15 protein-coding genes are annotated in these 17,233 nt (G+C 62.7%); 7 read left to right on the forward strand and 8 right to left on the reverse strand.

All coding sequences use genetic code 11. The annotated features are described in order from the left end of the window. Positions 1–11: 11 nt before the first annotated feature. Positions 12–1,127, reverse strand: coding sequence for an aryl-sulfate sulfotransferase (locus GNZ13_RS05645; protein ID WP_172161275.1), 1,116 nt, complete (start codon positions 1,125–1,127; stop codon positions 12–14). A gap of 104 nt (positions 1,128–1,231) precedes the next feature. Here GNZ13_RS05645 and GNZ13_RS05650 point away from each other — a divergent pair, with 104 nt between their 5' ends. Then, positions 1,232–2,188, forward strand: a complete 957-nt coding sequence (locus tag GNZ13_RS05650; RefSeq protein ID WP_172161276.1) for a LysR family transcriptional regulator — start codon at positions 1,232–1,234, stop codon at positions 2,186–2,188. Here GNZ13_RS05650 and GNZ13_RS05655 read toward each other — a convergent pair. Continuing rightward, on the reverse strand, positions 2,181–4,355 hold the full coding sequence (locus GNZ13_RS05655) for a tetratricopeptide repeat protein (RefSeq protein WP_172161425.1): 2,175 nt from the start codon (positions 4,353–4,355) through the stop codon (positions 2,181–2,183). The genes GNZ13_RS05650 and GNZ13_RS05655 overlap by 8 nt on opposite strands. 286 nt (positions 4,356–4,641) lie before the next feature. Here GNZ13_RS05655 and GNZ13_RS05660 point away from each other — a divergent pair, with 286 nt between their 5' ends. The 6 genes from GNZ13_RS05660 to GNZ13_RS05685 all read left to right on the forward strand — a co-directional run bounded on the left by GNZ13_RS05660 (position 4,642) and on the right by GNZ13_RS05685 (position 11,525). Beyond that, on the forward strand, positions 4,642–5,043 hold the full coding sequence (locus GNZ13_RS05660; RefSeq protein ID WP_172161277.1) for a DUF2946 domain-containing protein: 402 nt from the start codon (positions 4,642–4,644) through the stop codon (positions 5,041–5,043). An 83-nt stretch (positions 5,044–5,126) separates the two neighbouring features. After that, complete coding sequence (locus tag GNZ13_RS05665; protein ID WP_172161278.1) at positions 5,127–7,517, forward strand: TonB-dependent receptor; 2,391 nt, start codon at positions 5,127–5,129, stop codon at positions 7,515–7,517. Between the two features lie 138 nt (positions 7,518–7,655). After that, entirely contained in the window at positions 7,656–9,176 is a 1,521-nt protein-coding gene (locus GNZ13_RS05670) for a PepSY-associated TM helix domain-containing protein (RefSeq protein WP_172161280.1), read from the forward strand. A 53-nt stretch (positions 9,177–9,229) separates the two neighbouring features. Further along, on the forward strand, positions 9,230–9,463 hold the full coding sequence (locus GNZ13_RS05675; RefSeq protein WP_172161282.1) for a copper chaperone PCu(A)C: 234 nt from the start codon (positions 9,230–9,232) through the stop codon (positions 9,461–9,463). A 116-nt stretch (positions 9,464–9,579) separates the two neighbouring features. After that, on the forward strand, positions 9,580–10,350 hold the full coding sequence (locus tag GNZ13_RS05680) for a DeoR/GlpR family DNA-binding transcription regulator (RefSeq protein ID WP_236001822.1): 771 nt from the start codon (positions 9,580–9,582) through the stop codon (positions 10,348–10,350). Next, positions 10,347–11,525 (forward strand): MFS transporter, encoded by a 1,179-nt coding sequence (locus GNZ13_RS05685; protein ID WP_172161286.1) that lies wholly within the window; start codon positions 10,347–10,349, stop codon positions 11,523–11,525. The genes GNZ13_RS05680 and GNZ13_RS05685 overlap by 4 nt, the downstream gene beginning before the upstream one ends. Before the next feature lie 129 nt (positions 11,526–11,654). Here GNZ13_RS05685 and GNZ13_RS05690 read toward each other — a convergent pair whose 3' ends face one another. The 6 genes from GNZ13_RS05690 to GNZ13_RS05715 all read right to left on the reverse strand — a co-directional run bounded on the left by GNZ13_RS05690 (position 11,655) and on the right by GNZ13_RS05715 (position 17,230). Continuing rightward, a complete protein-coding gene (locus tag GNZ13_RS05690; protein WP_172161288.1) occupies positions 11,655–12,386 on the reverse strand; it encodes an OmpA family protein in 732 nt (243 codons plus the stop codon). Positions 12,387–12,482: 96 nt separating this feature from the next. Further along, positions 12,483–13,247: a flagellar motor protein gene (locus tag GNZ13_RS05695; protein WP_172161290.1), complete on the reverse strand. Its 765-nt coding sequence runs from the start codon at positions 13,245–13,247 to the stop codon at positions 12,483–12,485. Between the two features lie 71 nt (positions 13,248–13,318). Then, on the reverse strand, positions 13,319–14,563 hold the full coding sequence (locus tag GNZ13_RS05700) for a Crp/Fnr family transcriptional regulator (RefSeq protein WP_172161292.1): 1,245 nt from the start codon (positions 14,561–14,563) through the stop codon (positions 13,319–13,321). A 271-nt stretch (positions 14,564–14,834) separates the two neighbouring features. Continuing rightward, on the reverse strand, positions 14,835–15,038 hold the full coding sequence (locus GNZ13_RS05705; protein ID WP_172161294.1) for a hypothetical protein: 204 nt from the start codon (positions 15,036–15,038) through the stop codon (positions 14,835–14,837). A gap of 211 nt (positions 15,039–15,249) precedes the next feature. Then, positions 15,250–16,203, reverse strand: coding sequence for a ribokinase (gene rbsK / locus GNZ13_RS05710; protein ID WP_172161296.1), 954 nt, complete (start codon positions 16,201–16,203; stop codon positions 15,250–15,252). Positions 16,204–16,228: 25 nt separating this feature from the next. After that, complete coding sequence (locus GNZ13_RS05715; protein ID WP_172161298.1) at positions 16,229–17,230, reverse strand: ABC transporter permease; 1,002 nt, start codon at positions 17,228–17,230, stop codon at positions 16,229–16,231. Positions 17,231–17,233 lie beyond the last annotated feature (3 nt).

Below are 17,233 nucleotides of genomic sequence, written 5' to 3' on the forward strand. Positions count from 1 at the left end.
AATCGCGGCGTTCAGGCGCGCAGCCACGGCAATTGCTCGCGGCTGCAGCGGAAGGTCTGGAAGACACTGTTCAACTGGCCGGGGCCGGTTTTGCGTGCCGCTTCGTCCGAGTACTCGCCGAACCAGGGGATTACGTATTCCCACACCACCTCACCCGCGGGCGTCACTTCGAAGAGGCGGCCCGTCGCCGACTCGGTGATGTGCGTGTTGCCATTCGCGAGCCGCTGCGCGTTGCCCATGAAGGCGCTGTAGAACGCATTCACCATGTCGTCGGCGTACGACCACACTACTTCGTTGTTCGATGGATCGATCTCGAGCACGCGCGAGAAAGCCACGTGCGCGCCGCTGCGGAAATTGCCGTTGTCGAACGTAAGAATGTTGCCGTTGGCGAGCGCCACGGGTGCGTGCTGGTGCGACACCACGCTCGGCGGAATGTGCATCGTGACACCGCCGGTCTTGCGCTCGACGGCGATGATGCCCGACGTGGTCCGCAGGCTCATCAGCACCTCGCCCTTCGCATTCACGCCGAGCCCGTTCACGAGCGGCCAGTGATACCGGCCGAAGCCGGACGCGATCGGAAAGTCCTCGGGCTTGAGGTGCTCCCACGCCTTCCATTCCCACACCAGCTCGCCGGCGCGATTCACTTCGCGGATCACATCGGCGTACATGACTTCGTTGGGACCGTGCGCCGTGCCGCCCGGCACGCGCTCGGCAAACCCCGCTGGCACTGGTGCGCACGCGGCGTAAAGCAGATTGCCGTTGGCGAGCCACTGCGCGTCATGATGATGCGCCGGATCTTCGTAATGCCAGACCACCTCGCCTTCAGGCGTGACTTCGGAGAAATCGCCGCCATGCCACATCGACCACGGCGCGTAGCGGTTTTCCGATTTTGGATGGTTGCCGTTGTAGCCGAGGTTGCCGTTGGGAAGAATCACTGCGTGGCGGCCGGCCCGCACCGGCATCTTCCATTCATGAACGACCGTGCCGTCGATATCGATGAGATACACGTGACCGCCCGCCGTTTGTGGCGCAATCAGCGTATACCCGCCGGCTGAAGCCTTGGGGTCGTGAGCGATGAGGCCGACGCCGCGGCGCCGTTGGGTAATTTGATCGACTGTCGTGGTCACGGTTCGCTCCGTTAAGATGATGAAGTGAAATCTAGGCTATCCGACCCGTCAATAAAACCTGATTATTCTTTACGGCACGTATGGAAAAACTATACGGTTGATTTATGCGTCCAATATCGCAGACATTCCGCTGTTTCGACGAAGTAGTCAGACGTGGTTCGATCCGCAAAGCGGCCGAATCGCTGCACCTGACCGCAGCCGCGGTGCATCAGCAAATCCTCAACCTGGAAGATCAGGTCGGCTCACCGCTGTTCGACCGTTTGCCGCGCGGCATGCAACTCACCACGGCTGGCGAGATCATCATTGCTGCGGTGCGGCGCGGTCAGCGCGATTTCGATAACGCGATGACTCAGGTGGAAGACTTGCGCTCGCTGCGCCGCGGGCATATCAACCTGGCGGTGTCGCCATCGTCAGCCGAGCAGTTGGTGCCCGAAGCCATTCAGGCGGCCATGAAAAGTTATCCGGGCGTGACTTACAGCGTGCGCTCAGGCAACGGCGAGAGCATCCTCAAGTGGGTGGAGACCGGTGAAGCCGACATCGGCTATGGCCTGCGCCGCAAGCCGCCGCCGGGCGTCGTGGAAGTGCGCGCCTTCACGCAGCACCTTGGGCTCGTCACGCCGCCTGGGCATCCGCTGACGAAGCTCGGCAAGCGGCCCCGGCTGCGCGACTGTCTCGACTATCCGCTCATCCTCATGACACCGGATACGGAGTTGCGGGCCATGGTGGATCAGATCGACCACCGGGAGCAGCGCAAGGCACGTCCGCTGGTGGAAACGAGTTCGGTTTCGATGGCGCGCCGGCTCGTTGCGGACGGTGTTGGTATCAGCTTCCTGATTGCGGAGAACGTGGCGGAGGACGTGACGCAGCGCAAGCTCGCGTGGACCGCGCTCGCCGATGCCGGCGCGAAGTCGTTCAGTTGTCTTTATCAACGCTCGGATCTGACCACGACCGTCGCGATGAGCATGTTCTTGCAGTTCCTCGGGCAGGCGATCGAGACGATCGAGAGCCAGTTTCACACTTCAGGGCAAGCGGGCCGCAAGCGTGGGCAACGGGTCAAGTGAGGAGTCCAGAGGCATTCCCGGCGGAAAATCGCTCCACACAAGCCTGCCTCACTCTCTCGACAGTCACGGACCAGCCTTCGCCCACCGCCCGGCGGAACAGGCGCAGCGTGTGCGGATACCACGGCGAATCGCTGCGCTCGTGCATCCAGCGCCAGTCGATGTCTTTTTCCGGCAGCATCACCCAGCACGGTTTGCCCAACGACGCGGCCAGATGCGCTGTGGACGTATCCACGCAAATCACCAGATCGAGTTGCTCGATGATCGCGGCACTGTCCGCGAAATCGTTCACTGCCGAACCGAGATCGAACAGCGGCTGACCGTCGGGCGGGTTTTGCGCCTCATCCTCGCCCTGGCCTTTTTGCAGGCTCACAAAGCTCAGGCCGGGCACGCTCCACAGCGGCGCGAGCGTGGCCAGCGTGGGGATCGATCGGTTCGCATCGTTATGGTGTTTCGCATTGCCTTTCCAGACCAGCCCGACTTTGCGGCCAGGCGGCATCGTCTCGAGCATCGGCCGCCACTTTTCGACGAGCGACGGCTCGGCCGCGAGACGAACCGCGCGCGGAATCGTGTCCACGGTCGTACGCAAGTGCAGCGGCGCGCTCAACAGACTCGTCCAGCAGTCGTACGTGGATGCGGCCACGCGGGCCAGTGCCGTGTCGTGATCGAGCACGGCGTCGACGCCGTCCACCGAAGCCATCAACCGGTGCAAGGCAGGCGCGCACGCAAAGGCGATATGCGCGGCCCCTTGCGCCTTGAGCAAGGCGAAATAGCGGCTGAATTGGACCATATCGCCGAGCCCGTCTTCCTGCCAAACCAGCAAGGATTTGCCGGAGAGCGTGTCGCCTTGCCACTGCGGACAACTCAACATGGCGCGCGTCTTGTGATGCACGAAACCCGGCTGGTCGTAGCGGCACTCGTACAGCCGCCAGCCCTCTTCGAACCGGCCCATGCCGAGCACCAGCACGGCCAGACCGAACCTCGCATCACCGTAATCGGGGCGGAGCGCGAGCGCCCGAAGGTAAGCGGCTTCGGCCTCAGGCAGCCGCTTGAGCTGCGCTAGCGCGGTCCCAAGGTTGTAGTGAGTCTCGGCCAGATCGGGACGAAGCGCGGGCGCTTGGGCGAAGGCCTCGAGGGCTTCGGGCAAACGGTCGAGCAGACGAAGCACACAACCAAGATTGTTGTGCGCGTGGACGATGTCGGGCCGGCAGCGAATCGCCTCCCGATACGCCGTTTCGGCCTCGGGCAGCCGCTCCAGGTTGGACAGCGCAAGGCCGAGGTTGTAGTGCGCCTCCGCATAGTCCGGGCGATGCGCGATGGCCTCCCGGTAGGCCGCTTCGGCCTCGGGTAGGCGCTTGAGATCCGCCAGCACCGCACCGAGGTTGAGGTGTGCCTCGGCGTAATCCGGGCGAATGGCCAGCGCGAGCCGGCAAGCCAGTTCGGCCTCGGGCAGGCGGTACGCCGCCTTCAGCACGCCCCCGAGATTATTGAGCGCCTCGGGATACTGGGGCTTGATGGTCAGCGCCTGCCGGTACGCGGTGTCCGCCTCGCCAACACGGCCGAGTTCCATGAGCACGTTGCCCAGGTTGTTGTGCGCCTCAGCATGCTGAGGCAGCCCTGTCAGCGCCTGACGATAGGCCACTTCCGCCTCATGCAGGCGGCGCAGTTCGTGCAGCACGATGGCCCGGTTGTAGTGCGCCTCGGCGTAATCGGGGTGGATCGCGACCGCCTGACGATACGACGCCTCCGCCTCGTCCTTGTATCCCATCCCGTAGAGCACGGTGCCGAGATTGTTGTGCGCGTCGGCCTGGCCGGGGCGCAGCGCGACCAGTTGCCGATAGACCGCCTTGGCCGCCGACAGGCGCCCGAGCGATTTGAGCAGCATGCCGAGACTGCTGTACACCTCGGCGTACCCGGGTTTTGCGCGCAGACATTGGCGCCAATGGTTTTCCGCGTCCAATAGACGGCCTAAGCCATACGAGCAGGCCCCCGCAATATTCAATGCGTCGGCCCGCGCGTCTTCCGTTAGGCCCGCGCGCGGCCCGAGGATCGGCTTCACCATCGATAAAGCCTCGGCGAATTGCCCAGCCGAGCAAAGCAACGCCGCCTGCTGATTGAGGTCGGTTATCGAGGATGCGAGCGAAGATGCGCGCGTCTGCGTGGATATCATGAGTCGTCGTAGCTGGGGTCGGCGGCGTTCAGGCCGGGTCAATCGTGCATTTCGCGCCCTGTCCGGCGTTTCACGTATTTGCGCATTGCACGAGAATGCCGAAGCGCCGGCCTGAAAAGCGGAACATGGTCTACGCAGCTTACGGGAAACGGCCAGGCGGTAACGCGCGGAAATGAGCGGGTTTCGGGCTTCTAATCCAGCGCTATATCCAACGCGATAAGCAGAATCACACGAGAAAAGACCGCGCGGCAGTGCTAGAATCGCCCGCGTCTTTACGTTGACCATCATGACTCTACGCTCCCGCAACTGCATGACCGCATGGCTTGGCCTGATCGCCATGTGGCTCGTCGTGTTCGCGCCGGTCGTGAGTCAGATGCTGGTATCGAACCGCGCGCACGAGCCCTTCGCGGCGCTTTGTTCAGCGCTACAGCCGAGCAACCAGAGCCTCGCGAGCCAGTCCACGCAAGCCAGCCCCGCGCCGGTCCATCTCAGCCACGACGACGCGTTCGGCGCATGCGGCTACTGCCATCTGCTCCAACATCACGTCGCCATGCCGAGCGTGGCGGTCGTCGAACCGCCTGCCGCCCTCGTGCTGGCCGGCACCGCGCCGCCCGCCCTCTCCACCCGCTTCACGCCGCTCGGCGCGTTCCCGTCCGGACGCCCACGCGACCCACCCGCTGTTTCCTGATCGCTGTTGTTCCTGATCGCGCATCTCGTCGCACCCGTTGAGGGGGCGCGCGATCGCCTGTTCAATGCATCAAGGAAACATTCATGCTCAACTTCGCTCTGCGAAGGCTGCCCTTTTGCGCCCGCCGCGGCGCTCGGCGCATTCCATCCGGCCGGCGGCCGCTGTCGTATTTTTCGGCGTATTTCCCAGCGTGTTTTCCAGCGTTAATTCTCGCGTTCGTGCCGGCATTTATCGCATCTCCAGCTCACGCGGAGAACGCGCCCGCCGACGCCACACTCCCCGCTGTCAGCATCACCGCCAATGCCGTCGCCAGCCCGCGCGCCGTCGACCCTAACCTGCCGGCCTCGGTCGAGACCGTGACTCGCGAACAGTTCGACAACTGGAACGTCGTCAACACCGAAGACGTCTTGAAGTACATGCCGAACCTTGCCGTGCGCAAGCGCTTTATCGGCGATCTGAATTCGATCATCGCCGTACGCGGCACCAGCAACACGCAGAGCGCACGCGGCCTCGTCTACGCGGACGGCCTGCTGCTCAGCAATCTGCTCGGCAACAGTTATTCGTTTCCGCCACGCTGGTCGATGGTGTTTCCCGACGAGATCCAGCAGGTCGACGTGATCTACGGGCCGTTTTCCGCGCTCTATCCGGGCAATTCGCTGGGCGCCACGGTGCTCATCAGTACCCGCATGCCGAAGAAGTTCGAAGCCGACGCGAACGTCAAAGCCTTCACCCAGCATTTCAGCCTGTTCGGTGTGAATCAGAATTTCAACGGCAGCGAGGCGAGCGCGTCGATCGGCGACCGGATCGGGAAGTTCTCGTATCGATTGGGCGTGAATCACCTGGAGAACACGAGCCAGCCGCTGCAATTCGCCACGCTCGCCAAGTCCAGCACGCCCGCGAAAGCCGGGGACACGCCGGTTACCGGCGCGTACTTCTACAACAACCAGACTAATACGCCGACCGCAGTGCTCGGCGTGAACGGCGAAGGGATCGAACACACGGTGCAGGACCAGTTCAAGCTGAAGATGCAGTACGACTTCACGCCGACACTGCAGGCCGCCTTCACGCTCGGCTACTGGCATCAGACCTATAACAGCGAGACGTCGAGTTTCCTGCGCGACGCGAACGGCAACCCCGTATACAGCGGCAAGGTTGCGATCGGCGGCTACGAATACACGATTCCAGCTGCCGCCCTCGCCCCGAGTCTCGGCCGCAGCGAGAACTGGCTATATGGGCTCACGCTGAAAACCCGCAACGCCACCGGCTGGAACGGCGAAGCGATCGCTTCGTACTACGACGTCGGCAACAGCGTGGCGCGGACCGCGAATTCGGGTGCGCCGGGCAACGGTCCCGGCACGGTGATCTTTGGCGACGGCACCGGCTGGAAAACGCTCGATCTGCGCACCACTTACACACCCGTCACGCCGCAAGCAGGGTTGACGAGTCACGCGCTGAGCTTCGGCTATCACTACGACAACTACTTCCTCGACAACCAGAGTTACAACACGCTGAACTGGCGCGACGGCGCGGCCACGTCGTTTGCCAATGCGTTCGCCGGCAAGACGCAGACTCAGGCGCTGTACGCGCAGGATGCATGGCACTTTCTGCCGCGCTGGAAATTGGTCTACGGCGTACGGTACGAAGACTGGCAAGCCTATGACGGCTCGCAGACACTGCCAGGCAAAGCGTTCGCGTACAGCGACGCGAACCAGCATCATTTTTCGCCGAAAGCCTCGTTGTCGTTCGATGTCACCGACGATCTGACCTTGCGCGCTTCCATCGGCCGCGCCTATCGGTTTCCGACTGTGGGTGAGATGTTCCAGGGGCAAATCAACGGCTCGTCGATCATCAACAACAATCCGAACCTGAAGCCCGAAGACGATCTCTCGAGAGAGCTGACCGCCGAATGGGCGCACTGGAATGGCGTGTTCCGCTTCTCGCTGTTTCAGGACGATGTGAAGAACACGATCTTCAGCCAGACCGATACGACGGTGATTCCGAACGTGACGAACTTCCAGAACATCGGCAAGGTGCGCTCGCGTGGCGTCGAAACGAGCTACTCCGGACAGGATGTATTCGTACGCGGTCTCGATCTGCTGGCGAGCGTGGCGTACACGCAGTCGAAGATCATCGCGAATGCGCAGAATCCGGCAACAGTCGGCAAGTACTTCTATCGGATTCCGCTGTGGCGCGCCAATCTCGCCGCGACGTATCACATCGACGAACGCGCGGCGCTCACGCTCGCCGCACGCTACTCCGGCCGCGAATACAACACGCTCACCAACACCGATACGAATCCCGATGTATTCGGCGGCACCAGTTCGTACACGGTGGCGGACGCGAAGTTCACGTTCAAGCCGACCAAACAGAGTGAAATCGGCATCGGCGTCGACAACCTGTTCGACGCGCGCTATTTCGTCTATCACCCGTATCCGGGCCGTACGTTCTACGTCGAAGCGAAGCTGCGCATGTGAACACGCGATCTGCATGCGCGGTTTGCGCTCGTGTTGTAGTCGATGTGCTCGATGCCCTCGATGCACTCGCGAGTTGCAAACCAGTGCATGCATCGCTGCGCAAACCGATCGACTCACTATTTGCTTCAGGAGGATTGAATGTCGACCACCACCGCTCAACGCACGACATCGGCAACGAGCGCAGCGAGCGCCGGCTACCGCACGCTCTGGCGCTGGCACTTTTACGCGGGCCTCTTTGTGATGCCGTTTCTGGTGGTGCTTGCGATCACCGGCACGCTTTATTGCTTCCAGCCGCAAATCGAGCCGCTGCTTTACCCGCATCGCCTGATCGTCGAACCGCAAGCCACGCTCAGGTTGACTGAAGATGCATTGCTTGCCAAAGCTCGCGCGGCGATGCCGGCCAATGCGCGCGCAGTGACTGCTCCCATCGCGAGCGCACCGGAGCGCAGCACCGAGTTCATCTTTCGTCTCGCCGACGGCGAAAAGCAGAGTGTCTATTTGAACCCGTACAGCGGCGAAGTATTGGGCACGCTGAGCGTCGAGCGCCGCTTTATGCAGGTGGACCGCATGCTTCATCGCAAGCTGCTGCTCGGCAAACCAGGCGAGTTGCTGATGGAACTGGCGGCGTGCTGGACGCTGGTGATGATCGGCACCGGCATTGCACTCTGGTGGCCGCGCGAGAAAACCACCGCACGCGCGGCGCTGGTGCCACGCTTCTCGCTACAAGGTCGCGCGCTTTGGAAGAACCTTCACGCCGTGATGGGCATCTGGCTCGCGCTCGGCGCGCTCGCATTCGTGCTGAGCGGTCTGCCGTGGTCGGGTTCATGGGGTAAGCAGTTCAAGGCGCTCGCAACCGCCGCCAATCTTGGCGCGCCGCCGGGATCGTGGGGCGGCCTGCCGTTGCGCTCCTCGATGCCGGGCATGCGCGCCGGTGAGCATGCGGGCACTGCGGATACACGCGCCGAAACGCAATCGGCCCACGGAGCCCACGCATCAACTCATGAACGCGACGAGCATAGCGCCCACGGAGCGAACATGGATTCGATGCCCGGCATGGTGATGGACGACCTGCCGTTGCCGCTCACGCCATGGGCCGTCGGCAACACCCCAGTGCCGCAATCCGCCGATGCGCATACGGCACAAGCGCTGCCGCTTGGACGCATCGTCGCTCTCGTCGCATCGCTCGGTGTCTCGAGCGGTTACGACATCGTGCTGCCCACCTCCGCTACGGGCGCCTACACCATCTCGTACTTCCCTGCAGACCCGAAAGACGAACGCACGCTGTATATCGACCAATACAGCGGCGCGGTGCTGAAAGACATCCGTTACGGCGACTACGGCGCGGTGTCGAAGGCCGTGTCGTACGGCATGTCGTTGCATATGGGCCGCTATTTCGGCGTCGCCAATCAGATTCTCTGCGCCGCGATTTCACTTGGACTAGCGGGGATGGCCGTGACCGGCTGCGTGATGTGGTGGAAGCGCCGCCCGCAGCGCTCGCTCGGCGCCCCCTCGCGCGAACGCGCCGCGCCGCCGATGCGTGGCTGGAAAACCGGGCTCGTTCTGCTCGGCATCGTCTTCCCATTGATGGGCGCCACGCTGCTCGCGGTGTGGCTCGCCGACCGCACGATTTTTGGCCGCGCCACGCGGCAACCTGCTTAACGCTTCATACCTGCTTAAGCTTCATTTCCGCTGACAAAACCAAGGAGCACATCATGAAGACACGCCGCAAACTTCTACTCGCCGCCTTGCTGCGCGGTTCATCCGTTCAGGCGTTCGCGGGCGCCGCGGCAACCGCGAGCGTATCGGATTGCTGGATCCGCGCCTTGCCGGGCGATCTGCCATCGGGCGGTTATTTCAAGGCCAGCAACACCGGCGACCAATCGATCGAGAGGTCATCGGCACAGTCGGTCGGACCGAATCGGCTACGGCCTACTTTGATGCGCTAACGGTCACGCCGCGTGCCGCCGTTGCACTACTTGCTCGCTTATGATACATTGCGCTCGATTATGATCGTTTTGTAATCGAGCAAGGTGAAGTCATGCAACGAACGCGACAGGACGCAATGGACGGGCTTCTGCCCGAGGAACGGGAACGGCTGATTCTGGAACGACTGCGGGCGCAGGGCCGCGTATTGGCATCCGAACTCGCGGCTGAACTCCAGACGTCCGAACACACGGTCCGCCGCCATTTGCGCCAACTGGCCGATCAGGGTCATTGCAAACGCGTCTATGGCGGCGCCCTGCTGATCTCGCCTTCTGGCAAAAGCGCATCGGTCCGTATGCGTGAAGCCGTGGACCGCAAGGCCTGTCTCGCCGTCGCGGCTGCGTCGATCGTCCGGCCGAAGCAGATGATTTTGCTGGACACCGGGTCGACCAACGTCGCCATCGCCGCGGCGCTCCCGGACAACGCAAATCTAACCGTCGTGACGAACTCGCCAGAGGCCTGCGCACGCCTCCTGAACCGGCCGGGGTTCGACATCATCCTCATCGGCGGGCGTATCGCTCAGAACGCGGCCGGCTCGACCGGTGCCACGGCCTTGCTGCAGATCCAGCAAATCAAGCCCGACCTTTGCTTTCTGGGCGCGTGCGCGTTCGATCCCGACGAAGGGGTCGCCGCGTTCGAGGCCGAAGACGCCGAACTCAAACGGGCGATGGTAAAAGCAAGCAGCCAGGTCGCCATCGCCTTGACATCGGAAAAGCTGATGACCGCTGCGCCGTTTTCCGTTGCACCGGCGCGCGCCGTGGATTATCTGTTCGTTGAAGCGGATGTAACGGCCGAGCGGCGTGCCCTGCTCGAAGCGGTCTGCGACAACGTGATGGTGGCGCGCTCATGAAGGCACTCGCTCAACCTGTCAGTACACCGCTCATGAAGCCGCTCAAGGAGCGTGCGGCCACCCTCGGCGTGTTCCTCGCCAACGGATTCGGGATCGGCGCTTGGGCAGTCGAAGTGCCGCGCATCAAGGAAAGCCTGTCACTCAGCGACACGTCGTTGGGCATCGCGTTGTTCGCCTTCGCGCTGGGCGCCATCATAGCGATGCCGCTGGCCGGGCAATTGGCACCGCGCTTCGGCAGCGGCCGGGCCACCGCGCTGCTCGGCGCGGCGTTTGTCGTGGCGCTGCCGTTACCCGCCTTCGCGCCGAACCTGGCGACGCTTTGTATCGTGCTCCTCGCGCTCGGTGCGGCGAACGGCGCGCTCGACGTCTCGATGAACGGCCACGCCAGCACGATCGAAACGCAATGGAAGTCGCCGATCATGTCGTCGTTTCACGCGTCGTGGAGTGCGGGCGGCCTGCTCGGCGCCGCAACGGGCGCCATGCTTCAGAAAGGCGGAGTCGGCGTGATCGGCGGTCTCTTCCTGCCGGACGGGTTCATAGCCGTCCTCATTCTCGCCGCCGCGGTGCTCGCGTTGCGCGATCTCGGGCCCCGGGTGGCCGCGACCTCCAGTGGATTTGCGTGGCCCAATGCCGCAGTGATGAAACTCGCGCTGCTCGCGTTCCTTTGCATGCTGGTGGAAGGCGCAGTGGCCGACTGGAGCGCGGTGTATTTGCGCTCGGCCTTGAACGAAGAGGCCAGCGTCGCCGCGGTCGGTTACTCCGCGTTTGCATTCTCGATGGCGGCTTGCCGCTTCGTCGGCGACGTCTCCGTGCGCCGCTTCGGTTCGAGCAAGGTAATCGGCATCGGCGGTCTTCTGGCGATGGCCGGGCTCGCGCTGGTGTTGAGCCTGCCGACCGTATTCACGGCATGCGCGGGTTTCGCCATGGTGGGTGTCGGCCTCGCGAATATCGTTCCGGTCATTTTCAGTGCGGCGGGCCGCTCGACCGTCACACCGGCTATCGGCGTCTCGATGGCGGCCACGGCGGGCTATGCCGGCTTCCTGGTCGGCCCGCCGTTGATCGGACTCGGCGCGGGCTGGCTCGGCTTGCGCGTTGCGCTATGCGTGCTCGTCGTGGCCACCCTGATCGTCTGTCTGCTGGGCGGCAAAGCGGTGCGCAACGCGAGCCTTGCCTAGAACACGCCCTGAATGGGATCTTCGCAGCCTGTTCTGCGGCGCGCAAGTATCGTTTGGCGCGCAGGTTCTCAGCATAAACACGTAGCGATCAACATGGGGGCTTCGCTACGCGCTCACCTGCCTTGTCACTCAATATTCCACAAGAACGGTGACACGGCGATTCGCGGCGCGCGCCGCCGCATCGTCGCCGATGATCAGCGGGAAATTGTCCGCCCTGCCGATCGCGGCCATTCTGTGAGGCTCAATCCCTTTGTCGGCAAAGAATCGAACCACGGCACCGGCCCGTGCCGACGACAGCTCCCAGTTGGATTCGTACTTCGCGGTCGATATCGGCACACTGTCGGTGTGTCCCTCAACGAGGATGTTATTTTTCGAACGGTCGCGCAGCACCCCTGCGATCTGATTCAGCACGCCGAAAGATTCCGGCAACAAATGCGCGTCGCCCGAGTTGAAGAGCACTTTCGCGTTGATGGCGATTTCCACGCCCTGTGAGGCGTTCGAAATCGTAATCTGCCGGTTGTCCTGAAGCGGCGCCAGCAACGAAAGAAGCTGCCGTCTTGCTGCATCGGGCGCGCCGGACACACCCGCCGCACCCGGCACGGCGACCGGAGTGGGCGTGCTGCCGGCGGCCGTCTCTGTTTTCACCTCGCGATGCACGAGCGCCTTGACTTCGAGTTCGCGGTTTTTCGCCAACTGCAGCACGTAAAGCGCGAGGAACAACACCATCATGGTGGTGATGAGGTCCGCATAGGAGATCAGCCAGCGCCCGGACTGCGCCTCAGCGTTACCGTCGCCGTCATCATCGTGCTGATAGCCGGTTTTGTCCGCCGCAAGGCGCTTGTTACCCGAGTAGGTATTCATGCTCGAAACGTCTGCTTCCGAATTGCGTTTGAATGGGCGCCTCGCGCGCTATCGCCAACCGGTCGACGCCGGCTTCAAGACCGGCTTCGAAGCCAGTTATCCCAGCAACTCAGCCGACCTTTCCCGTATGTCGCCCGCCAGCCGGGTTTCGATCGTGTGGGGCGACTCCTTGCGCGAAATCGCGAGCAAACCATCGAGGTATAAACGTCTGAAGCGCAATTCGCTATCCACCTGCGCCCTGATCTTTCCGTACAACGGCAGAAAGACCAGATTCGCCAACGCGAGACCGTACAGTGTTGCGACAAACGCGACGGCGATACCTTGCCCGAGTTGCGCCGGCTCGAGCATATGGCCGGTGACCTGAATCAGACCTAGCACCGCCCCCAGAATGCCGAACGTCGGCGCATAGCCACCCGCCTGCTGCCATATCCGCGCGGCCGCCATGTGATTGCGCTCATAGGCATCCAATTCTCGTTGCAAGGCGTCTTCGAGCACGGCAGTCGACACCCCGTTGGCCAGAAGCTCCAGGCCTCGTTTGGCAAACGGATTGATGCCGCCCGCCTCGATCGACTCGAACGCGAGCATGCCGTTCAGCTTCGCCTGATCGCCCCATCCGAGCAGGATCGACAAGCTTTCCCGGTCGACCTGCCGAGCTTTCACGAAGGCGAGCCGCAGTTGCTTCATGCCGTCATAGAACCTGGCCCACGTGTTCTGGATCATCACCGCGCCGAACGTGCCGCCCAATACGATGACGAACGCCTCCAACTGAAACAGTGAGGTGAAGTGACCACCCTCGAGCGAAAATCCGGCCACGATGGCCGTCACGCCAAACAGGGCGCCAAATAGCGTCAAAAGATCCATACATCCTCTCGAACGGCTGCGCTAGTCATCGGACCGGACCTGAAAGCGGCCTGTGATCCGATCGCCAGGCGTCAGGCATTCACATTGGAAAGCGGCGCCGCCGTGACGGCCGACGATTTGATCGCGCGTACAGTCTCGATGAAGCGCTCCTCTATCTCGGCAATCTCGAGCGGATCGATCTTGATTTCACGACGCATGACCCACGACACCTCCTTCTTTCGCGCCTCGGTCATCACCGAGAACAAACGATCGGAGATCGGCTCGCCCGTCACCGCGGAGAGCAATTTCGCGAGGTCATAGGTGTCGAAAGCGCTCACGGCGTCGAACAAGGTCCGCTGATCGACAAACTCCAGATCGGCCAGAGACTTGAGCTCGCTTGTGCCACGAGGACTGCGCCGGGAAAAATACGTGATGCCCTTTTCTTCGACGTAGTTCAATACCCGGGTCTTGCGAAACGCGAAGATGTCTTCTGCAATTTCCGCGTGCGAGAGCTTGTTGAGAATCAGATTCTTTTCGACGCCGATCAGGGCTTCCAGGTCGGCCAGCTCGATCAATTCCAGTTCGCTGTTGATCGACACGTCGAGATCGTGGTCCGCCACCTGCTGAGCCCGTTCCGTGATCCGCACGGGATCGAAGGTCACGAGCTGCCGGCCGGCTGCGCCGTCTTGCGCCGAGTATCGCGCCGACTGGGTGCTCACGCGATCGGAGCGGCCCGGTTCGAGCGTCACGAGGTTTAGTTTTTCCATGCGCTTGAGCATCGCCATCACATGCGGACGGGAATGACCGGCAATCGCATGACACTTCTTGATGACTTCAGGCAGAGGCACCGAGAACTCCTCCCCTTGAGCGCGGCGCGCGCGTCCGTCCACCCGGTCTGCGTTCTCGGTGCCTGCCATCAGCGACAGAACATGCGCGTAGGAGAGAATACCGGGCAGAAAATCAGCATGCGTATTGGTAGCGAGGACATCGTCCTTCTTCTTCACGCGTCGAATCATGGTGCGCACGATATGACGCAGCAGCGGCGATACGCGTTCGAGTTCTTCCTCCACGACGCTGGCCGCGATCACGGTCAATTGACAGAAGCTGATGGCTTTCGCGGTGTGCGCTCGCGGCTCGGCCGGCAACAGGGACGCCTCGCCAAAAAACTCGCCCTTTCCCAGGGTGGCGAGGATGACTTTTTTGTCGTCGCATTGGGTGGAGATTTCGACTTTGCCGTCTGCGATCACGTAGATGACGGCGTCGCCTGCGAAGCCTTCCGAATAGATGACTTCGCCCGGAGCCGCGGCGCGCGACCATGGCGATCGTTGGTGATTCAAGATTCATTCCCCCGAAGAGCTATTACCTCGTGCATCCCGCGCCTTCATGAGGCGCAGGTATGTGCGATGGTCCTGACTTATTTGACTGGATAACGACATGCAAAACGCAAATCTTTAACCCGACAAATCGTCAGACCAATAGCCACAACGGCGCAAACGTTTGGCAGACCGTGGGCCTAGCTAAGGGATAGGCCTTCGTAGCTGGTTTCGTCCCCGGCGCGATGAACACGGACCGGCATGCGCGGCGAGGCCTGATCGTGCCGTATTCGACTCATCCCCCTGCGCCCGTGCGCAGACGTTCCAGTAATTCACGGCCCTGGCGGGTGAGTCGCAGTGTCGAACCTTGCGGATCACGCTGCCGTATTTCCACGAGCTCGTAATGGCGTAAGGCCAGCACGTCTGGATCGAAATCTTCCAGCCGCTTGTCCGTGTCGCCAAGCAGCATGAGTGTCGCGAGTTCGTGATGACTGAGCATCCTGCACCTCCATTGATCGATACATGGGCGATGGGGACATCCTAGACACGCGACACTACAGTTTGACTACGGTTATGTTTCAGTGAGTTACCTGCTGCGCTGTAAGCGTCGGCGGCAAACCGTTGCTACGCCTTGTGATAGAGGCGGTGTGCGAAGTGCGTGAGTAAAGGGGTGCAACACTTTTCGCGCGGCCCGTAATTGGGGTCTGCGTTCAGGCTACGCTTTCGACTTCCGCACGAGTCGGGATCGACGGCTGCGCACCGGCGCGCGTGACGGAAATCGACGCCGCGCGTTGTGCGAGGCTGATCGCGCCTTCCGGCGGCTGCCGCGCGGCGAGTTGCGCGGCAAAGACACCGATAAAGGTGTCGCCGGCCGCGGTCGTATCGACCGCCCGCACCTGCGGCGCGGGAAAATGCATACCTTCGCCGCCTTCCGGCAACAGGTAAGCCCCTTGTGCACCGAGCGTGACGATCACGTTGCGGGCGCCGCCGCGTTGCAACTCCAGCGCCGCCCTTCTCGCGCCGCTTTGCGATTCGACCGGCAGGCCGGCGAGTATCGCGGCCTCGACCTCGTTCGGCACGAGGTAGTCAACGAGCGGCAGCCATTCCGCGGGTAACGGGCCGGTTGCCGGCGCCGGATTCAGCACGGTGATCTTGCCCAGGCGCCGGGCGAGCGCAAGTGTTGCGTGGACGGAGTCCCACGGCGTTTCCAGTTGGCAGACCACGACGTCGCTGGCCTTGATCGCCGCTTCGTGGCGCGCAACGCTCTCCGGTGTGAGTTCGCCGTTACTGCCCGCGACCACAACGATCGTGTTCTGCCCGTCGTCCGACACCGTCACCATCGCCACGCCGGTGGGCTGTGCCGGGTCGACCTCGATACCCGCGCAGTCGATGCCCTCCGCTTCCAGATCCTGGACCCGCTGGGCGCCGTTAGCGTCCTTGCCCACACGTCCGATCATCGCCACGCGCGCGCCGATGCGGGCGGCCGCCACCGCCTGGTTGCCACCCTTGCCGCCGGCAACCTGCGAGAACTCATGACCGCCGATCGTCTCGCCGGGTCGCGGCAAATGCGGTGAGCGGGCGACCAGGTCGGTATTGATGCTGCCCACCACGAGCACGCGGCCCTGCTTTGCTTCTTTCGACACGTTCACTCTCCTGCTGACCATCCACAAATGGTCGCTAATGGTCAATTCATGCGGCGCGACGCCGGCTTCTATAAGTATCCAGCACGACGGCCACGACAATGACGGCCCCCGTGATGATGCGCTTGGTCGGCTCGGTCGCCCCAATCTGGGCGAGACCCGCGGCCAGCACCGAGATGATCAGCACGCCGAAGAATGTGCTGATCACCGAGCCGCGCCCGCCCATCAAGCTCGTTCCGCCTATCACGACGGCCGCGATCACCTGCAATTCGATGCCCGAGCCGGCATTCGGGTCCGCAGCCTCGAGCCGCGAAATCTGAAACAGGGACGCGAGTCCAGCTAACAGTCCCATCATCGCGAATACGGCAATCTTGTAGGGCCGCGGGTTGACGCCTGCGAGACGCACCGCTTCCTCGTTCGTGCCGATGCCGACCAGATAGCGCCCGAACACCGTGCGGGTCAGCACCAACTGTGCCGCGACCATCACGACGATGGCAATCAGGAACGCGGGAGAAATGCCGAACGCAATCGGGTTGGACAGAAAATCGAACGCATCGCCGATGTAGGCCGTGCGGGAGTTGGTCATCTGATACGCGAGACCGCGGGCCGCCTCGAGCACGCCGAGCGATACGATGAACGACGGAATCCGCCAGGCCACCGTAATCGCGCCGGTCACGCAGCCCGTCAATGCCGCCCCCGCCATGCCGAGCAAGGCCGCGGGCAACGCCGGCCAGTGCCACTGCAAGGCCGCGACGCTCGTGAGCGCCGCGCCGAGCGCCAGCACGGAGCCGACCGACAGGTCGATCCCGGCGATGATAAGCACAAAGGTCATGCCGACCGACATCACGACCAGATCGGGAATCTGGTTCGCGATCGTGCTGAAGGTGTCGTAGCTCAGGAAATGCGAGCTCAGCAGCGAGAACAGGACGATCATCCCGAGCAATGCGCCGAGCAGGCCGAGGTAGTTCGAGAATCCAAGGCGCGTGCCGATCGGCTTCGCGTCTTTGGGCGGTTCGTTCTGCAACGTAGGCAGGCTGGTTGGTGCGGTCATGCT

This window comes from Paraburkholderia elongata (assembly GCF_013177735.1).
GTDB classification, from domain to species: domain Bacteria; phylum Pseudomonadota; class Gammaproteobacteria; order Burkholderiales; family Burkholderiaceae; genus Paraburkholderia; species Paraburkholderia elongata.